This window comes from Streptomyces sp. AM8-1-1, assembly GCF_032229325.1.
Taxonomy (GTDB): Bacteria; Actinomycetota; Actinomycetes; order Streptomycetales; family Streptomycetaceae; genus Streptomyces; species Streptomyces achmelvichensis.
Window position 1 is genome coordinate 2629207 of sequence record NZ_CP135086.1, and the last position, 15748, is coordinate 2644954.

A 15748-nucleotide genomic window follows, 5' to 3' on the forward strand; every position below is an offset into this window, starting at 1 on the left:
ACATTCTCGTGAGGATTGCGAGGTGCCGCACGGTGCGCACCCGGCGGAACGTTCATCCCCGGAAGGAGCGATTCCGCCCCAACCCGGGCAACTCCGTCCGGGGCGTCAGACCCGCGGCAGCGACTCGGCGGCGAGGCCGCCCTCGATCGCGAGGATGCGGTGCAGTCGGGTGGCCACCAGCAGGCGCTGCATCTGCGGCGGCACTCCGCGCAGAACCAGTCTTCGCCCGCATCGGCCGGCACGCCGGTGGGCGCCCATGATGACCCCGAGCCCGGTGGCGTCCCAGGAGTCGAGGTCGGTCAGGTCGAGCACCAGGTCGCCGACTCCGTCGTCGACGGCCGAGTGCAGGACCGTACGGGCGTCCGCCGCGCTGCGGACGTCGAGGCGGCCCCCGACGACCAGCTCGGCGTGGTCGCCCCTGATGTGCATATGCGCTCCCCGAGAGTGCTTCAGTGCCCTGTGACTGACTCTGTCTGCTCTGGCTGCTCTTCTGTCTTGCAACAACTGACTGCCGCGTGGGCCGAGTGGTTGCTGCTTGTAAGCGAACCGATACTGAATTCACCCCATGGGGTGATGCCACATCGGTTCTGGAGGATCAGTGCTTGTAGAAGCCCTGCCCGCTCTTGCGGCCGATGTCACCGGCGTCCACCATCCGGCGCATCAGCTCCGGCGGCGCGAACTTCTCGTCCTGGGACTCGGTGTAGATGTTGCTCGTCGCGTGCAGCAGGATGTCCACGCCCGTCAGGTCGGCGGTCGCGAGCGGCCCCATGGCGTGGCCGAAGCCCAGCTTGCAGGCGATGTCGATGTCCTCCGCGGAGGCGACGCCCGACTCGTAGAGCTTCGCGGCCTCGACCACGAGCGCCGAGATGAGACGGGTGGTCACGAAGCCGGCGACGTCGCGGTTGACGACGATGCAGGTCTTCCCGACGGACTCGGCGAACTCCCGTGTGGCGGCGAGGGTTTCGTCGCTGGTCTTGTAGCCGCGCACGAGTTCGCACAGCTGCATCATCGGGACGGGAGAGAAGAAGTGGGCGCCCACGACGCGTTCCGGACGCTCCGTCACGGCCGCGATCTTGGTGATCGGGATGGCGGACGTGTTGGAGGCCAGCACAGCGTCGTCGCGTACGAGCTTGTCCAGCGCACGGAAGATCTCGTGCTTGACCTCGAGCTTCTCGAAGACCGCCTCCACGACGATGTCGGCGTCGGCGACGGCGTCCAGGTCGGTCGTGGTGGTGATGCGCGCCAACGCGGCTTCCGCGTCGGACGCTTCGAGCTTGCCCTTGGAGACGAACTTCTCGTACGAGGCCTTGATGCCGTCCTTGCCGCGGGTCAGCGCCTCGTCGGTGACATCACGCAGAACCACGTCCCAGCCCGCCTGGGCAGAGACCTGCGCGATACCGGACCCCATGAGTCCGGCCCCGATGACGGCGAGCTTCCTGGCCACTGCGACACCCCTTAACACCTGTTTACATTTCGCCTCTCCGGCGGAGGTTAGCGTTCGTGAGGTGCCGTGTGGCGGCGAAGAGATGCGCGTCACGTCTCAGATGACGGACATCACACTGGTACGCGTCATTCCGCGGTGCGGACCGCGTAGCGAAGGACCCGCTCACCCAGCAGCTCCTCCATCTCGTCCAGGAGGACGAGGGCTTCACGGGACACCTCGGCGGCCGGACGCCGCTTGACCATCTCCGTACCGATCCAGCCGAGCACCGTGCTGTGCAGCCAGGAGAGCTGACCGGCGACCAGGGAGGGCAGCAGGTCGCCGTCCGCGGGGTCAGCCTCCTGTCGCATCGTGGCCTCCAGATCGAGGAGGCTCTCCTGCTGGATGGCCCACAGCCGCGAACGCAGGGTGTGCGCCTCGGTGATGACGTTCATGAAGTCCGCGTAGCCGTCGAAAAGTCCGACGGTGGGCGAAACACCCTCGACGGCCTCGCGCAGTTCGCGCAGGACGGCGTCGGCCGCCGACTCTCCGGCACGTCTGCCGCGCACCCACCGGGAGAGCCGGTCGACGACGCCGCGGCTGCGGTCGAGGAAGAGCTCCTCCTTGGCCGGGAAGTAGTTGTAGACGGTGTTGACCGACACATCGGCGGCCTCGGCGATCTCGGCGATGGTCACCGCGTCGAACCCGCGCTGGAGGAACAGACCGGTCGCGACGTCCGAGATGTGCTGTCTGGTCTGCCGCTTCTTGCGCTCTCTCAGTCCCTCGGCCATGGCGTCATCGTAGCTTTCTTGGCCACAACCAAAACTTGGTGTCATTGCAAAATTTAAGAGACTCTGTTTTTCTGTGCCCCATGGCAATCATCAGTACGGCCGGGCTCTCCCGGACCTTCCGCACGAAGAACGGACCCGTGGAGGCGGTGCGCGGCATCGACCTCACCGTCCGGAGCGGCGAGATCCTCGGCTTCCTCGGGCCGAACGGCGCGGGGAAGACCACCACCCTGCGGATGCTCACCACGCTGCTCCCGCCCACCGGCGGAGCGGCCACCGTCGCCGGCTGCGACCTGGTCCGCGATCCGGCGGGCGTCCGCCGCAAGGCCGGCTACGTCGCCCAGTCCGGCGGCCTCGACCCCCAGGTCGACGTCCGGGAGGAGCTGGTCACCCAGGGGCGGCTCTACCGGCTGTCCAAGGAGGTGGCCGCCGCGCGGGCGGAGGAACTGGCGGACGAGCTCGGCTTCCGCGGACTCCTCGACCGCAGGACCGCCGCCCTGTCCGGCGGCCAGCGCCGCCGGCTCGACATCGCGATGGGCCTCGTGCACCGGCCCGCGGTGCTGTTCCTGGACGAGCCGACCACCGGACTCGACCCCGGCAGCCGCAACGACCTGTGGGATCTCGTACGCCGCCTGCGCGACAACCACGGCACGACGGTCGTCCTGACGACCCACTACCTCGACGAGGCCGACGCGCTCGCGGACAGGATCGTCGTCGTCGACCACGGCGTCGTCGCCGCCGAGGGCACCCCGGCGGCGCTGAAGGCGCGGTACGCGGGCTCGCCCGAGGCCACGCTCCAGGACGCCTTCCTCGCGATCACCGGGCGCGGACCCGCGCCCGTCGACGCCACCCCCGTAGCTGTCTGAACCCCCCTCCAGGACTCCTCATGTCTGCACTCGTCTCCGACACCGCGCTGATCTTCGGGCGGTACGCCCGGCAGACCCTGCGCTCCCCCTTCCAGATCCTCTTCGGCGTACTGATGCCGCTGCTCTACCTGCTCTTCTTCGGCCCTCTGCTCACCGGCGTGCCGCTGTCCTCAAACGGCAGTTCCTGGCAGGTCCTGGTGCCGGGGCTGCTGCTTCAGCTCGGACTGTTCGGCGCCTCCTTCGCCGGATTCGCGGTCATCATCGAGAAGAACCACGGCGTGGTGGAGCGGATGCGCGTCACCCCCGTCAGCCGGCTGGCGCTGCTGCTCGGCCGGGTCCTGCGCGACGCCGTGCTCTTCGTCTTCCAGGGCGTCCTGCTGGTGCTGGCCGCTCTGGTCATGGGACTGCGCGTACCGCTCGCCGGAGCCCTCATCGGTTTCGCCTTCGTCGGCCTGCTGACGCTCTCGCTCGCCTCGCTGTCGTACGCGCTGGCACTGAAGGTCCGCACCCCGCAGGAGTTCGGGCCGGTGATCAACGCGCTCGCCATGCCGTCGATGCTGCTCTCCGGGCTGATGCTGCCGATGACCCTGGCGCCGGGGTGGCTGGACGTGCTCTCGCATCTGATGCCGTTCCGCTATCTGGTGGACGCGATGCGGGACGCGTACGTCGGCCAGTACGCCACGGCCTCCATGCTCTACGGAGCGCTCGTCGCCCTCTCACTCACCGGTGCCGCCGTGACGGTCGGCACACGTGTCTTCCGCCGGGCCGGTGCGTAACTAGGCTGGCCACATGGTCAATCTGACGCGCATCTACACCCGTACCGGCGACCAGGGCACGACGGCTCTCGGCGACATGAGCAGGACCGCCAAGACCGATCTGCGGATCTCGGCGTACGCGGACGCCAACGAGGCCAACGCCGTTCTCGGCACCGCGGTCGCGCTGGGGCAGCTTCCGGACGAGGTCGTCGCGGTCCTGGTCCGGGTCCAGAACGATCTCTTCGACGTGGGCGCCGACCTGTCGACCCCGGTGGTGGCCGACCCCGAGTACCCGCCGCTGCGGGTCGAGCAGTTCTACATCGACCGTCTCGAAGCGGACTGCGACCGGTTCAACGACGAGCTGGAGAAGCTGCGCAGCTTCATCCTGCCGGGCGGGACCCCCGGGGCGGCCCTGCTGCACCACGCCTGCACGGTCGTCCGGCGTGCGGAGCGCTCGACGTGGGCGGCGCTGGAGGTGCACGGCGAGACCATGAACCCGCTCACCGCGACCTACCTCAACCGCCTCTCCGATCTGCTGTTCATCCTCGCGAGGACGGCGAACAAGGAGACCGGCGACGTGCTGTGGGTCCCGGGCGGGGAGCGCTGACCGGCTCCCCCCACCGGGGCCGGCTCCCCGGGACAGTCACCGGCGCTCCACCCGGACCGGTTCGCGGTCGGACGCCGCCTCGGCCGCCGGGGCCTTCTTGGGCCAGATCGCGTATGTGAGAGCGATCAGGCCGTGGATGCCCGCGGTGCGCCAGGCGACGTACATCCAGCTCTGCAGCGGACCGGTCCGGCTCGGGTCGTCCACGTACCAGACGGCGAGCTGGAGCAGTGCCGTGGCGACGACGGCCGCGATCAGCGTGCCGGTCCACACCTTGGCCTCGTGCTTCGCCCGCGCTATGCCGTGGCGCGGCGGCTTCACCGGCGGCGGGGCGCCGCCGAAGCGGTGGGCGGCGTGGCCGTCGAGCCAGGTGATGGTGCGGTGGCCGTGTCCGACCGTGTAGCCGATGTAGAGCGCGGCCAGTCCGTGCTTCCAGCTCGGCTCTCCCCCGTTCTTCAGGTCGAGTGCGGTCACGACCAGCAGGACGACCTCCAGCAGCGGTTCGCACAGCAGCAGGGCCATACCCGCACGCGGCATCTTCAGCAGATAGCGCGTGGCGAGCCCTGCGGCCAGCAGCACCCAGAAGCCGACCTCGCAGATCACGATCAGCGTGACGATCACGGCACTCTCCCTTCGTTGCTTCCAGCGTCCCGGCCGCCCGGCTGCCGGGCGTCGTCGGCAGTGAGGAAGTGGCGCTGCATCCTTCGATGTAGCCGCGGCTCACCCCGCACGGGGAGGCGGCAGATGTCCGCCGCCGTGTTTCATGGGGTGGTGACCTTCCCCCGCCCTCACCGCGACGATGTGCTCCTGGCCGTGGCCATGCTCTTCGGCGGTGTCGTGCTGTGGTCGTTCGGGCTGCACATCACGGAGAACCGGGACCTCCTGCCCCCGTGGGCGGCCCTGGTGCCGCTCGGCGTGACGGCGTTCCTGGAGCTGCTGCGCAGGACCATGCCGCGCACCTGCCTGCTGGCCGGGACGGTGATGGTGGTGGCCGACCAGTTCACGGTCGGGAACCTCTTCACCGTGCTGATGTTCACGGACCTCGTCTACGCGTCGGTGGTGTACGGATCACCCGGCACCGCCCGCCGGGTCCCGGTGATCACCGGACTGATCACGGTCGCCTCGACCATCACCTTCCTCGCCTGGTTCCGCGACCCGGCCGGGCTGCTGCTGGGCGTGGTCACCGGTCTGGTCAGCTTCGCCCCGGCCACCACCGGCGCGATCATCCGCAATCACCGCGAGGCCGCCGAGGCGGCGAAGCTGCGGGCCGAGCAGACCGCTCTGCTCGCCGAGATGGACCGGGTCCAGGCCGTGACCGCCGAGCGCGCCCGGATGGCGCGGGAACTGCACGACATGGTCGCCAACCACCTCTCCGCCATCGCCATCCACTCCACCGCCGCGCTCTCGCTCGACGATCCGAAGACCACCCAGGGCGCGCTGGAGGTGATCCGCGAGAACAGCGTCCAGGGGCTCGCGGAGATGCGCCGGCTGATCGGTCTGCTGCGGGACAGCAGCGACGACAAGGAGCCGGCCGCCGCGCCGACGCTCGACGGACTGGAGTCGCTGGTCGAGCAGGCCCGTACGAACGGCTCGGGCAGCGGGTTCGACTTCGCGCTCGACGACCGGCGCGAGAACGGCGTCAGGCTGCCCGCGCCGGTGGAACTGGCGGCGTACCGGATCGTGCAGGAGTCGCTGACGAACGCCCTCAAGCACGCGGAGTCGGGGCAGGTCCGCATCGCCCTGGCCCATGCGTCGGGCCGGGCCCTCACCGTCACGGTGACCAGCCCCTTCGGCCGCCGGCCCGGTCCGCGCGCGCCGGGTTCGGGAGCGGGCCTGGTCGGTATGCGGGAGCGGGTGGCCCTGCTGGACGGGGAGTTCGAGGCAGGACCCGCCGAAGGGCCGCCGCAGGGTCCGGAGAAGATCTGGTGCGTACGGGCGGTGCTGCCCGTACGGGACGAAGGAGAGCCGTCGGCATGACGCAGGGAGCAGGGCGCGTACGCGTGCTCGTCGCGGAGGACCAGAGCGCGGTGCGGGCGGGGCTGGTGCTCATCCTCGGCAGTGCGCCGGACATCGAGGTCGTCGGTGAGGCGGCCAACGGCGAGGAGGCGGTGCGTCTGGCGCGCGAGCTGCGGCCCGATCTGGTGCTGATGGATGTGCAGATGCCGCGGCTGGACGGCGTTGCGGCAACGCGTCAGGTCGTCGAGGAGAAGCTCGCGGATGTGCTGGTGCTGACGACCTTCGATCTGGACGAGTACGTCTTCGGGGCCCTGCGGGCGGGGGCGGCGGGGTTTCTGCTGAAGAACACGGACGCCCACGATCTGCTGGAGGCGGTGCGCACGGTGGCCCGCGGCGAGGGACTGATCGCGCCGGCCGTGACCCGGCGGCTGATCGCGGAGTTCGCCGCCCCCCGGCCCGTACGCTCCCCCGACGCACCCGACCCGGCGATCCTCGACGTGCTCACCCGCCGGGAACGTGAGGTCCTCGGCTGTCTGGGCGAGGGACTGTCGAACGCCGAGATCGCGACCCGCCTTCTGATGGCGGAGGCGACCGTGAAGACCCATGTCAGCAGGCTGCTGGGGAAGCTGGAACTGCGCAGCCGGGTCCAAGCAGCGGTTCTCGCGCAGGAGTTGGGCGTCTGAGCGGGATTCCGCCCGGAGTTGCCCCGCCTTTGGTCTGGACCTATTGACGATTGGTCCAGACCTTCCTACTCTCACCGCACAGCACGCTGCGGTGAGCCCCGCTCGCGTGCCTGCTCGGACCGACCCGTCCTGTCCGTCCGCAACTCGAGGAGCACCCCTTGAGAACGAGCACCTCCCGCACCGGTGGAAGATTCAGATCCAGAGCGACGGCGGGACTCACCGCCCTCCTGCTCCCCCTGGCCGCCATGGTCGGCCTCGCCTCCCCGGCCGAGGCCGCACCCTCGGCAACCGCCACCTACGCCAAGACCTCCGACTGGGGCTCCGGGTTCGAAGGCAAGTGGACGGTGAAGAACACCGGAACCACCTCGCTGAGCTCCTGGACCGTCGAGTGGGACTTCCCCGCCGGCACCGCGGTCACCTCCGCGTGGGACGCGGACGTCACCAGCTCCGGCACCCACTGGACCGCCAAGAACAAGGCCTGGAACGGCTCCCTCGCCCCCGGCGCCTCCGTCTCCTTCGGCTTCAACGGCACCGGCAGCGGCTCCCCCTCCGGCTGCAAGCTCAACGGCGCCTCCTGCGACGGCGGCAGCCTCCCGGGCGACAACCCGCCCTCCGCACCCGGCACCCCCTCCGCCTCCAGCATCACCAACACCGCGGTGACCCTCAGCTGGGCGGCGGCGACCGACGACAAGGGCATCAAGAACTACGACGTGCTCCGCGACGGCACCCGGGTCGCCACGGTCACCGGACTCACGTACACCAACACCGGACTCACCGCCGGCACGGACTACTCGTACGCCATCCAGGCACGCGACAGCGCCGACCAGACGGGACCGGTCAGCGGCTCCCGCGCGGTGCGGACCACCGGCGGCGGGACCGACCCCGGACCGGGCGACAAGGTCAAGCTCGGCTACTTCACCAACTGGGGCGTCTACCAGCGCAACTACCACGTGAAGAACCTGGTGAGCTCCGGCACCGCGGCCAAGATCACCCACATCAACTACGCCTTCGGCAACGTCCAGGGCGGCCGTTGCACCATCGGTGACGCCTTCGCCGACTACGACAAGGCCTACACCGCCGACCAGAGCGTCGACGGCAAGGCCGACACCTGGGACCAGCCGCTGCGCGGCAACTTCAACCAGCTGCGCAAGCTCAAGGCCCAGTACCCGAACATCAAGGTCCTGTGGTCCTTCGGCGGCTGGACCTGGTCCGGCGGCTTCGGCCAGGCCGCGGCCAATCCGGCCGCGTTCGCCGAGTCCTGCTACCAGCTGGTGGAGGACCCGCGCTGGGCCGATGTCTTCGACGGGATCGACCTGGACTGGGAGTACCCGAACGCCTGCGGTCTGACCTGCGACACCTCCGGCCCCGCGTCGCTCAAGAACGTCATGCAGGCCATGCGCGCCCGGTTCGGCTCGGGCAACCTCGTCACCGCCGCCATCTCCGCCGACGGCACCAACGGCGGCAAGCTGGACGCGGCCGACTACGCGGGCGCCGCCCAGTACGTCGACTTCTACAACGTCATGACGTACGACTTCTTCGGCACCTGGGCCGCCCAGGGTCCGACGGCCCCGCACTCCCCGCTCACCTCGTACGCGGGCATCCCGCAGGAGGGCTTCACCTCCGAGGCCGCCATCACCAAGCTCAAGGGCAAGGGCATCAGCGGCAGCAAGCTGAACCTCGGCATCGGCTTCTACGGCCGCGGGTGGACCGGCGTCACCCAGGCCACCCCCGGCGGCACCGCCACCGGCCCGGCCCCCGGCACCTACGAGCCGGGCAACGAGGACTACAAGGTCCTCAAGGTGACGTGCCCGTCCACCGGCACCATCGCCGGCACCGCCTACGCCAAGTGCGGCAGCAACTGGTGGAGCTACGACACCCCCGCCACGATCGGCACCAAGATGTCCTGGGTGAAGAGCCAGGGCCTCAAGGGCGCCTTCTACTGGGAGTTCAGCGGCGACACCGCCAACGGTGAACTCGCCAACGCGGTCCACACCGGACTGCGGTAGACGGACCGAAGCCGGGGTGGAACGGGTCCGTCCCCGTCCACCCCGGCTTCTTCATGTCCGACGCACGCCCGGTGCCCTACGCAACGTTCACCCTCTGCCCGGGAGGCGCCGCCTCCAGCCAGGCGAGGAAACCGGTCAGCGCGTCCTCGCTCATCGCGAGCTCCAGACGCGTACCCCGGTGGACACAGCCCAGCACGATCGCGTCGGACAGCAGCGCCAGCTCCTCCTCGCCCTCCGGAGTGCGGCGGGCCACGACCTCGATGGCGGAGCGCTCCAGGACCCGGCGGGGACGCGGAGAGTAGGAGAAGACGCGGAACCACATGATCCGGTCGCCGCTGTACCGCGCGACGCCGTACACCCAGCCCTTGCCGGAGACATCCGACTCGTCCAGGACGTTCCAGCGCAGGCTGCAGTCGAAGGTGCCGCCGGAACGCTGGATCAGGCGACGGCGCAGACCGAAGACGAACAGCCCGATCCCCACCAGCACAACGAAGACCAGACCGCTCACAAGCAGAGCGAGGAACATCTCCACCGACCTCCTCGCATCGATCTCGTCATGGTCCGCACCGGTGTTCCCATGTGCGCCTGCATTGCCTCAGCCGCGACACGGTCTGGAGGTGTCCAGTCCGGGCCGCGGCTGAGGGCGACAACTGTCGGCGGGGTGCTCAGCGCACCGCCACCGCACGCAGTCGGACGTCGGCACGGCGCTCTGCGGCGGCGTCGTCGTCGGACTTTGCGCGCTCCAGCGCACGCTCGGCGCGCTGGGCATCGATCTCGTCCGCCAGCTCGGCAATCTCCGCCAGCAGCGAGAGCTTGTTGTCGGCGAAGGAGATGAAACCGCCGTGCACAGCGGCGACGACAGTCCCGGCTCCGCCTTCAGAGCTTGTACGGATGGTCACCGGGCCCGACTCCAGCACACCGAGCAGCGGCTGGTGACCGGGCATGACGCCGATGTCGCCGGACGTGGTGCGCGCGACGACCAGGGTGGCCTCGCCGGACCATACCTGCCGGTCAGCGGCGACCAGCTCGACGTGCAGCTCAGCAGCCAAGGGTGGCTCCTCGGGTCACCACCCGGCGGTTCTGCCGGGTGTTGGGTCAATTCTACGGGGCGTACGAAAGGGGGCGGGACGGACCCCGCCCCCTTTCACGAGTCACGGGACTCAGGAGACGCCGAGCTCCTTGGCGTTGGCCTTGAGGTCCTCAATGCCACCGCACATGAAGAACGCCTGCTCGGGGAAGTGGTCGTACTCTCCGTCGCAGATCGCGTTGAACGCGGTGATCGACTCGTCGAGCGGCACGTCCGAGCCGTCCACGCCGGTGAACTGCTTGGCGACGTGGGTGTTCTGGGACAGGAAGCGCTCCACGCGACGGGCACGGTGGACAACGAGCTTGTCCTCCTCGCCCAGCTCGTCGATACCGAGAATCGCGATGATGTCCTGGAGGTCCTTGTACTTCTGCAGGACACCCTTGACACGGGTCGCCGTGTCGTAGTGCTCCTGCGTGATGTAGCGCGGGTCCAGGATGCGGGACGTGGAGTCCAGCGGGTCCACGGCCGGGTAGATGCCCTTCTCGGAGATCGGACGGGAGAGAACCGTCGTCGCGTCGAGGTGGGCGAAGGTGGTGGCCGGGGCCGGGTCGGTCAGGTCGTCCGCGGGGACGTAGATCGCCTGCATCGACGTGATCGAGTGACCACGCGTCGAGGTGATGCGCTCCTGCAGCAGACCCATCTCGTCGGCCAGGTTCGGCTGGTAACCCACCGCGGACGGCATACGGCCGAGCAGGGTGGACACCTCGGAGCCGGCCTGGGTGTACCGGAAGATGTTGTCGATGAAGAAGAGCACGTCCTGCTTCTGCACATCGCGGAAGTACTCCGCCATGGTCAGGCCGGCCAGCGCGACGCGAAGACGCGTGCCCGGGGGCTCGTCCATCTGACCGAAGACAAGCGCCGTCTTGTCGATGACGCCGGACTCGGTCATTTCCTCGATGAGGTCGTTGCCCTCACGAGTACGCTCACCGACGCCCGCGAACACCGACACACCGTCGTGGTTGTTGGCGACGCGGTAGATCATTTCCTGGATCAGAACGGTCTTGCCGACACCGGCACCACCGAACAGACCGATCTTTCCACCCTTGACGTACGGGGTGAGAAGGTCGATGACCTTGATGCCGGTCTCGAACATCTCGGTCTTGGACTCGAGCTGGTCGAAGCTGGGCGCCTTGCGGTGGATCGGCCAGCGCTCGGTGGTCTCGCTGTTCGCCTCGGGGACGTTCAGCACCTCACCGAGGGTGTTGAACACCTTGCCCTTGGTGAAATCGCCGACCGGGACGGTGATGCCCGCACCGGTGTTCGTCACCGTGGCCTGGCGGACCAGACCGTCGGTGGGCTGCATCGAGATCGCGCGGACCAGGCCCTCGCCGAGGTGCTGGGCGACCTCGAGGGTCAGCGTCTTGAGCTTGCCGTCCTCGGCCGGGTCGGCCACCTCGACGGTGAGCGCGTTGTAGATCTCCGGCATCGCGTCGACGGGGAACTCCACGTCGACGACCGGGCCGATGACCCGGGCGACGCGGCCCGTGGCAACGGCCGTCTCAACTGTCGTCGTCATTACTTGTCACTCCCCGCGGTCGCGTCGGCCAGGGCGCTGGCGCCACCGACGATCTCGCTGATTTCCTGGGTGATTTCGGCCTGGCGGGCCGCGTTGGCAAGCCGGGAGAGGCTCTTGATGAGCTCCCCGGCGTTGTCGGTCGCCGACTTCATCGCGCGGCGGGTGGCAGCGTGCTTGGAAGCAGCGGCCTGGAGCAGCGCGTTGTAGATCCGGCTCTCGACGTAGCGCGGCAGCAGGGCGTCGAGGACGTCCTCCGCCGACGGCTCGAAGTCGAACAGGGGCAGAATCTCCCCCTTGGTGCCGCTCTCCTCCGCCGCCTGCTCGATGCTGAGCGGCAGCAGCCGGTTCTGCACCGGCGTCTGCGTCAGCATCGAGACGAACTCGGTGAAGACGATGTGGAGCTCGTCCACGCCGCCCTCGGCCGTGTCCTGCTGGACTGCTTCGATCAGCGGTGCGGCGACCTTCTTGGCGTCCGCGTACGTCGGGTTGTCGGTGAATCCGGTCCACGACTCCGTGACCGTGCGCTCACGGAAGCCGTAGTACGAGACACCCTTGCGGCCGACGATGTAGCTGACGACCTCCTTGCCCTCGCCCTGGAGCCGCTCGGTGAGCTGGTCCGCCGCCTTGATGGCGTTGGCGGAGTAGCCGCCGGCCAGACCGCGGTCGCTCGTGATGAGCAGAACCGCGGCGCGGACCGGGGACTCCACCTCGGTGGTGAGGGGGTGCTGGGTGTTCGACCCCGTGGCCACCGCGGTCACCGCGCGGGTGAGCTCGGTCGCGTACGGGGTGGAGGCCGACACCTGGCGCTGCGCCTTGACGATGCGCGAGGCGGCGATCATCTCCATCGCCTTGGTGATCTTCTTGGTCGCGGTGACGGATTTGATGCGACGCTTGTAGACCCGGAGCTGGGCTCCCATGAGTCAGGTCCCTTCCGTCGTCACTTGCTCGTGCTGACCGGAGCGTCGTCGCCCAGAAGCTGGCCGTCCGCGGTCTCGAACTGCCGCTTGAAGGCGGTGATCGCGTCGGCGATGGACTGCAGGGTGTCGTCCGACATCTTGCCGCCCTCGGCGATGCTGGTCAGCAGCTCCTTGCGCTCGCGGCGCAGGTACTCGAGCAGCTCGGCCTCGAAGCGCCGGATGTCCTGGACCGGGACGTCGTCCATCTTGCCGGTGGTACCGGCCCAGACGGAGACGACCTGCTCCTCGACGGGCATCGGCTGGTACTGGCCCTGCTTCAGCAGCTCGACCATGCGCTTACCGCGCTCCATCTGCGCCTTGGAGGCCGCGTCCAGGTCGGAACCGAAGGCGGCGAACGCCTCCAGCTCGCGGTACTGGGCGAGGTCCACGCGAAGACGGCCGGAGACCTGCTTCATGGCCTTGTGCTGGGCGGAGCCACCGACACGGGAGACCGAGATACCGACGTTCAGCGCCGGGCGCTGGCCCGCGTTGAACAGGTCGGACTCCAGGAAGCACTGGCCGTCGGTGATGGAGATGACGTTGGTCGGGATGAACGCCGACACGTCGTTCGCCTTGGTCTCGACGATCGGCAGACCGGTCATCGAACCGGCGCCCATGTCGTCGGAGAGCTTGGCGCAGCGCTCCAGCAGACGCGAGTGCAGGTAGAAGACGTCACCGGGGTACGCCTCACGGCCCGGCGGACGGCGCAGCAGCAGCGACACGGCGCGGTAGGCGTCGGCCTGCTTCGACAGGTCGTCGAAGATGATCAGGACGTGCTTGCCGGCGTACATCCAGTGCTGGCCGATGGCCGAGCCCGTGTACGGCGCCAGGTACTTGAAGCCGGCCGGGTCGGACGCCGGGGCGGCGACGATGGTCGTGTACTCCAGGGCGCCGGCCTCCTCCAGGGCACCGCGCACGGACGCGATGGTGGAGCCCTTCTGGCCGATGGCGACGTAGATGCAGCGCACCTGCTTGTTCACGTCGCCCGAGCGCCAGTTGTCGCGCTGGTTGATGATCGTGTCGACGGCCAGAGCGGTCTTGCCGGTCTGACGGTCACCAATGATCAGCTGACGCTGACCGCGGCCGATCGGCACCATGGCGTCGACGGCCTTGTAGCCGGTCTGCATCGGCTCGTGCACCGACTTACGGATCATGACGCCAGGGGCCTGCAGCTCCAGGGCGCGGCGTCCGTCGGTCTCGATCTCGCCGAGGCCGTCGATCGGGTTGCCGAGCGGGTCGACGACACGGCCGAGGTAGCCCTCGCCGACGCCGACGGAGAGGACCTCTCCGGTGCGGCGCACCGGCTGTCCCTCCTCGATACCGCTGAACTCGCCGAGGACGACCGCACCGATCTCGCGCTCCTCGAGGTTGAGGGCGAGACCGAGGGTTCCGTCCTCGAACTTCAGCAGCTCGTTCGCCATGGCCGAGGGCAGACCCTCGACCTTCGCGATGCCGTCGCCGGCAACGCTGACCGTCCCGACCTCCTCGCGCGAGGCCGCGTCCGGCTTGTACGACTGGACAAAGTTCTCCAGCGCGTCCCGGATCTCCTCCGGCCGGATCGTGAGCTCCGCCATCTGGGTTCCCTGCTCTCCTTGTTGGGCCCGAAGTTTCTTAGGGGGTCTGGGGGCCGACCCCCAGGAATCTTCTGCAATTTCTGCACGGCCCAACCGGGCCGCTGGTACTGCTCGTCTGTCGTGTTCAGTTAGTGGCGGCCGGGTCAGCCGGCCATACGACGGGCCACCTCGTCGAGGCGGTCCGCGATGGTGCCGTTGATGACCTCGTCGCCGACCCGCACCGAGATCCCGCCGAGGACCTCGGGGTCCACGTCCAGGTTCAGGTGCATGTCGCGGCCGTACAGCTTCGCCAGAGCGGCACCGAGGCGCTGCTTCTGCCGGTCGGTGAGCGGGACCGCCGAGGTGACGACCGCGACCGTCCGCTCCCTGCGCCCGGCAGCGAGCTTGGACAGGGAGTCGAGTCCCTGCTCCAGGCTACGTCCCCGGGGCGCGGTCACAAGACTCACGACCAGTCGCTCGGTGGCCGGATCCGCCTTGCCGCCCAGCAGGCTGCGCAGCAGCTCCGCCTTGCGGGACGGCGACACCGACTTGTCGGTCAGCGCGGCCCGGAGCTCGGTGTTGGACGCGACGATCCGGCTGAACCGGAACAGCTCGTCCTCGACGTTGTCGAGCACGCCCCTGCGCTGCGCGGCGATGAGCTCGGCGGTGGCCGCCAGCTCCTCGATCGCGTCGACCAGGTCGCGCGACCTCGACCAGCGGGAGCGGACCATGCCGGAGACCAGATCGGCGGTCTCGCCACCGACCTGACCGCTCAGCAGGCGCGCCGCCAGCTCGGCCTTCGCCTCGCCGGCCTGCGCCGGGTCGGTCAGGACCCGACGCAGCGACACCTCGCGGTCGAGCAGCGCGGTGACGGCGGCCAGCTCCTCGGCGAGCTTCGCCGCGTCGACGGACGTGTTGTCCGTCAGCGCGTCGAGGGACTCGCGTGCGGCAGCCAGTGCCTCGCGGCTCGCTCCGTTCATCGCGCCGCCTCGGCCTTCTCCTCGAGGTCGTCGAGGAAGCGGTCGATGGTCCGGCTCTGCCGGGCGACGTCCTCGAGGGACTCACCCACGAGCTTGCCCGCCAGCTCGGTCGCGAGCGTGCCCACGTCCTGACGCAGCGCGGCAGCCGCAGCCTTGCGGTCGGCCTCGATCTGGGCGTGGCCGGCCGCGATGATCTCCTCACGCTGCCGCTGGCCTTCCGCCTTCATCTCCTGGATGATCGCGGTGCCCTGCTCGTTCGCCTCCTGGCGCATACGAGCGGCTTCATGACGGGCCTCGGCAAGCTGAGCCTTGTACTGCTCAAGGACGCTCTCGGCCTCGATCTTGGCCGCATCGGCCTTCTCCATGCCGCCTTCGATGGCCTCGCGACGCTCTTCCAGAACCTTGTTGATGTTCGGGAGGAGCTTCTTCGCGAAGAAGAAGAAGACGATGGCGAAGGCGATCAGGCCGACAAGCAGCTCGGGGCCCGGAGGAATGAGCGGGTTCTGCTCTTCCCCGGCCGCCAGCTGAACGATGTTGGCGATCACATCAATGCCTTTCGTCGAAAGTGGTCAGCGAAA

Annotated in this window: 17 protein-coding genes; 6 read left to right on the forward strand and 11 right to left on the reverse strand. The window is 68.9% G+C overall.

Annotated elements, in window-relative coordinates:
- Positions 1-105: 105 nt before the first annotated feature.
- The 3 genes from RPQ07_RS11710 to RPQ07_RS11720 form a co-directional block, all read right to left on the reverse strand.
- Positions 106-429 (reverse strand): STAS domain-containing protein, encoded by a 324-nt coding sequence (locus tag RPQ07_RS11710; RefSeq protein ID WP_100109176.1) that lies wholly within the window; start codon positions 427-429, stop codon positions 106-108.
- Between the two features lie 166 nt (positions 430-595).
- Positions 596-1444 (reverse strand): 3-hydroxyacyl-CoA dehydrogenase family protein, encoded by an 849-nt coding sequence (locus tag RPQ07_RS11715; protein ID WP_313944053.1) that lies wholly within the window; start codon positions 1442-1444, stop codon positions 596-598.
- Positions 1445-1569: 125 nt separating this feature from the next.
- Positions 1570-2211, reverse strand: coding sequence for a TetR/AcrR family transcriptional regulator (locus RPQ07_RS11720; protein WP_313944054.1), 642 nt, complete (start codon positions 2209-2211; stop codon positions 1570-1572).
- An 80-nt stretch (positions 2212-2291) separates the two neighbouring features.
- Between RPQ07_RS11720 and RPQ07_RS11725 the strand changes: the two genes are divergently transcribed.
- From RPQ07_RS11725 to RPQ07_RS11735, 3 genes are read left to right on the forward strand one after another with little or no spacing between them, the layout of a single operon-like run.
- A complete protein-coding gene (locus RPQ07_RS11725) occupies positions 2292-3074 on the forward strand; it encodes an ABC transporter ATP-binding protein (RefSeq protein WP_313944055.1) in 783 nt (260 codons plus the stop codon).
- Positions 3075-3094: 20 nt separating this feature from the next.
- Positions 3095-3850: an ABC transporter permease gene (locus tag RPQ07_RS11730; protein ID WP_313944056.1), complete on the forward strand. Its 756-nt coding sequence runs from the start codon at positions 3095-3097 to the stop codon at positions 3848-3850.
- A 13-nt stretch (positions 3851-3863) separates the two neighbouring features.
- Positions 3864-4436 carry a cob(I)yrinic acid a,c-diamide adenosyltransferase gene (locus tag RPQ07_RS11735; protein WP_313944057.1) on the forward strand — a complete coding sequence of 191 codons (573 nt, stop codon included), beginning with the start codon at positions 3864-3866 and terminating at the stop codon, positions 4434-4436.
- Between the two features lie 36 nt (positions 4437-4472).
- Here RPQ07_RS11735 and RPQ07_RS11740 read toward each other — a convergent pair whose 3' ends face one another.
- Entirely contained in the window at positions 4473-5054 is a 582-nt protein-coding gene (locus RPQ07_RS11740; protein WP_313944058.1) for a hypothetical protein, read from the reverse strand.
- A gap of 123 nt (positions 5055-5177) precedes the next feature.
- On the opposite strand from RPQ07_RS11740, the gene RPQ07_RS11745 reads away from it, so the two are divergent.
- From RPQ07_RS11745 to RPQ07_RS11755, 3 genes are all read left to right on the forward strand, one after another.
- Positions 5178-6410: a sensor histidine kinase gene (locus tag RPQ07_RS11745; RefSeq protein ID WP_313944059.1), complete on the forward strand. Its 1233-nt coding sequence runs from the start codon at positions 5178-5180 to the stop codon at positions 6408-6410.
- The gene (locus RPQ07_RS11750; RefSeq protein ID WP_313944060.1) at positions 6407-7072 is read left to right on the forward strand and encodes a response regulator transcription factor; all 666 of its coding nucleotides are present in this window, start codon (positions 6407-6409) and stop codon (positions 7070-7072) included. The genes RPQ07_RS11745 and RPQ07_RS11750 overlap by 4 nt, the downstream gene beginning before the upstream one ends.
- Before the next feature lie 158 nt (positions 7073-7230).
- Positions 7231-9078, forward strand: coding sequence for a glycoside hydrolase family 18 chitinase (locus RPQ07_RS11755; RefSeq protein ID WP_313944061.1), 1848 nt, complete (start codon positions 7231-7233; stop codon positions 9076-9078).
- A 76-nt stretch (positions 9079-9154) separates the two neighbouring features.
- Here RPQ07_RS11755 and RPQ07_RS11760 read toward each other — a convergent pair whose 3' ends face one another.
- The 7 genes from RPQ07_RS11760 to RPQ07_RS11790 all read right to left on the reverse strand — a co-directional run bounded on the left by RPQ07_RS11760 (position 9155) and on the right by RPQ07_RS11790 (position 15715).
- On the reverse strand, positions 9155-9604 hold the full coding sequence (locus RPQ07_RS11760; protein WP_313944062.1) for a DUF2550 domain-containing protein: 450 nt from the start codon (positions 9602-9604) through the stop codon (positions 9155-9157).
- 139 nt (positions 9605-9743) lie between these two features.
- Entirely contained in the window at positions 9744-10127 is a 384-nt protein-coding gene (locus RPQ07_RS11765) for a F0F1 ATP synthase subunit epsilon (protein WP_313944063.1), read from the reverse strand.
- Positions 10128-10238: 111 nt separating this feature from the next.
- Entirely contained in the window at positions 10239-11681 is a 1443-nt protein-coding gene (gene atpD / locus RPQ07_RS11770) for a F0F1 ATP synthase subunit beta (protein ID WP_313944064.1), read from the reverse strand.
- Positions 11681-12598, reverse strand: a complete 918-nt coding sequence (locus tag RPQ07_RS11775; RefSeq protein ID WP_313944065.1) for a F0F1 ATP synthase subunit gamma — start codon at positions 12596-12598, stop codon at positions 11681-11683. Before RPQ07_RS11775 ends, atpD begins: the two co-directional genes overlap by 1 nt.
- Positions 12599-12618: 20 nt before the next feature.
- Positions 12619-14211: a F0F1 ATP synthase subunit alpha gene (gene atpA / locus RPQ07_RS11780; RefSeq protein ID WP_313944066.1), complete on the reverse strand. Its 1593-nt coding sequence runs from the start codon at positions 14209-14211 to the stop codon at positions 12619-12621.
- A gap of 143 nt (positions 14212-14354) precedes the next feature.
- Positions 14355-15170 carry a F0F1 ATP synthase subunit delta gene (locus tag RPQ07_RS11785; protein ID WP_313944067.1) on the reverse strand — a complete coding sequence of 272 codons (816 nt, stop codon included), beginning with the start codon at positions 15168-15170 and terminating at the stop codon, positions 14355-14357.
- On the reverse strand, positions 15167-15715 hold the full coding sequence (locus RPQ07_RS11790) for a F0F1 ATP synthase subunit B (protein WP_313944068.1): 549 nt from the start codon (positions 15713-15715) through the stop codon (positions 15167-15169). The genes RPQ07_RS11785 and RPQ07_RS11790 overlap by 4 nt, the downstream gene beginning before the upstream one ends.
- Between the last annotated feature and the right edge of the window lie 33 nt (positions 15716-15748).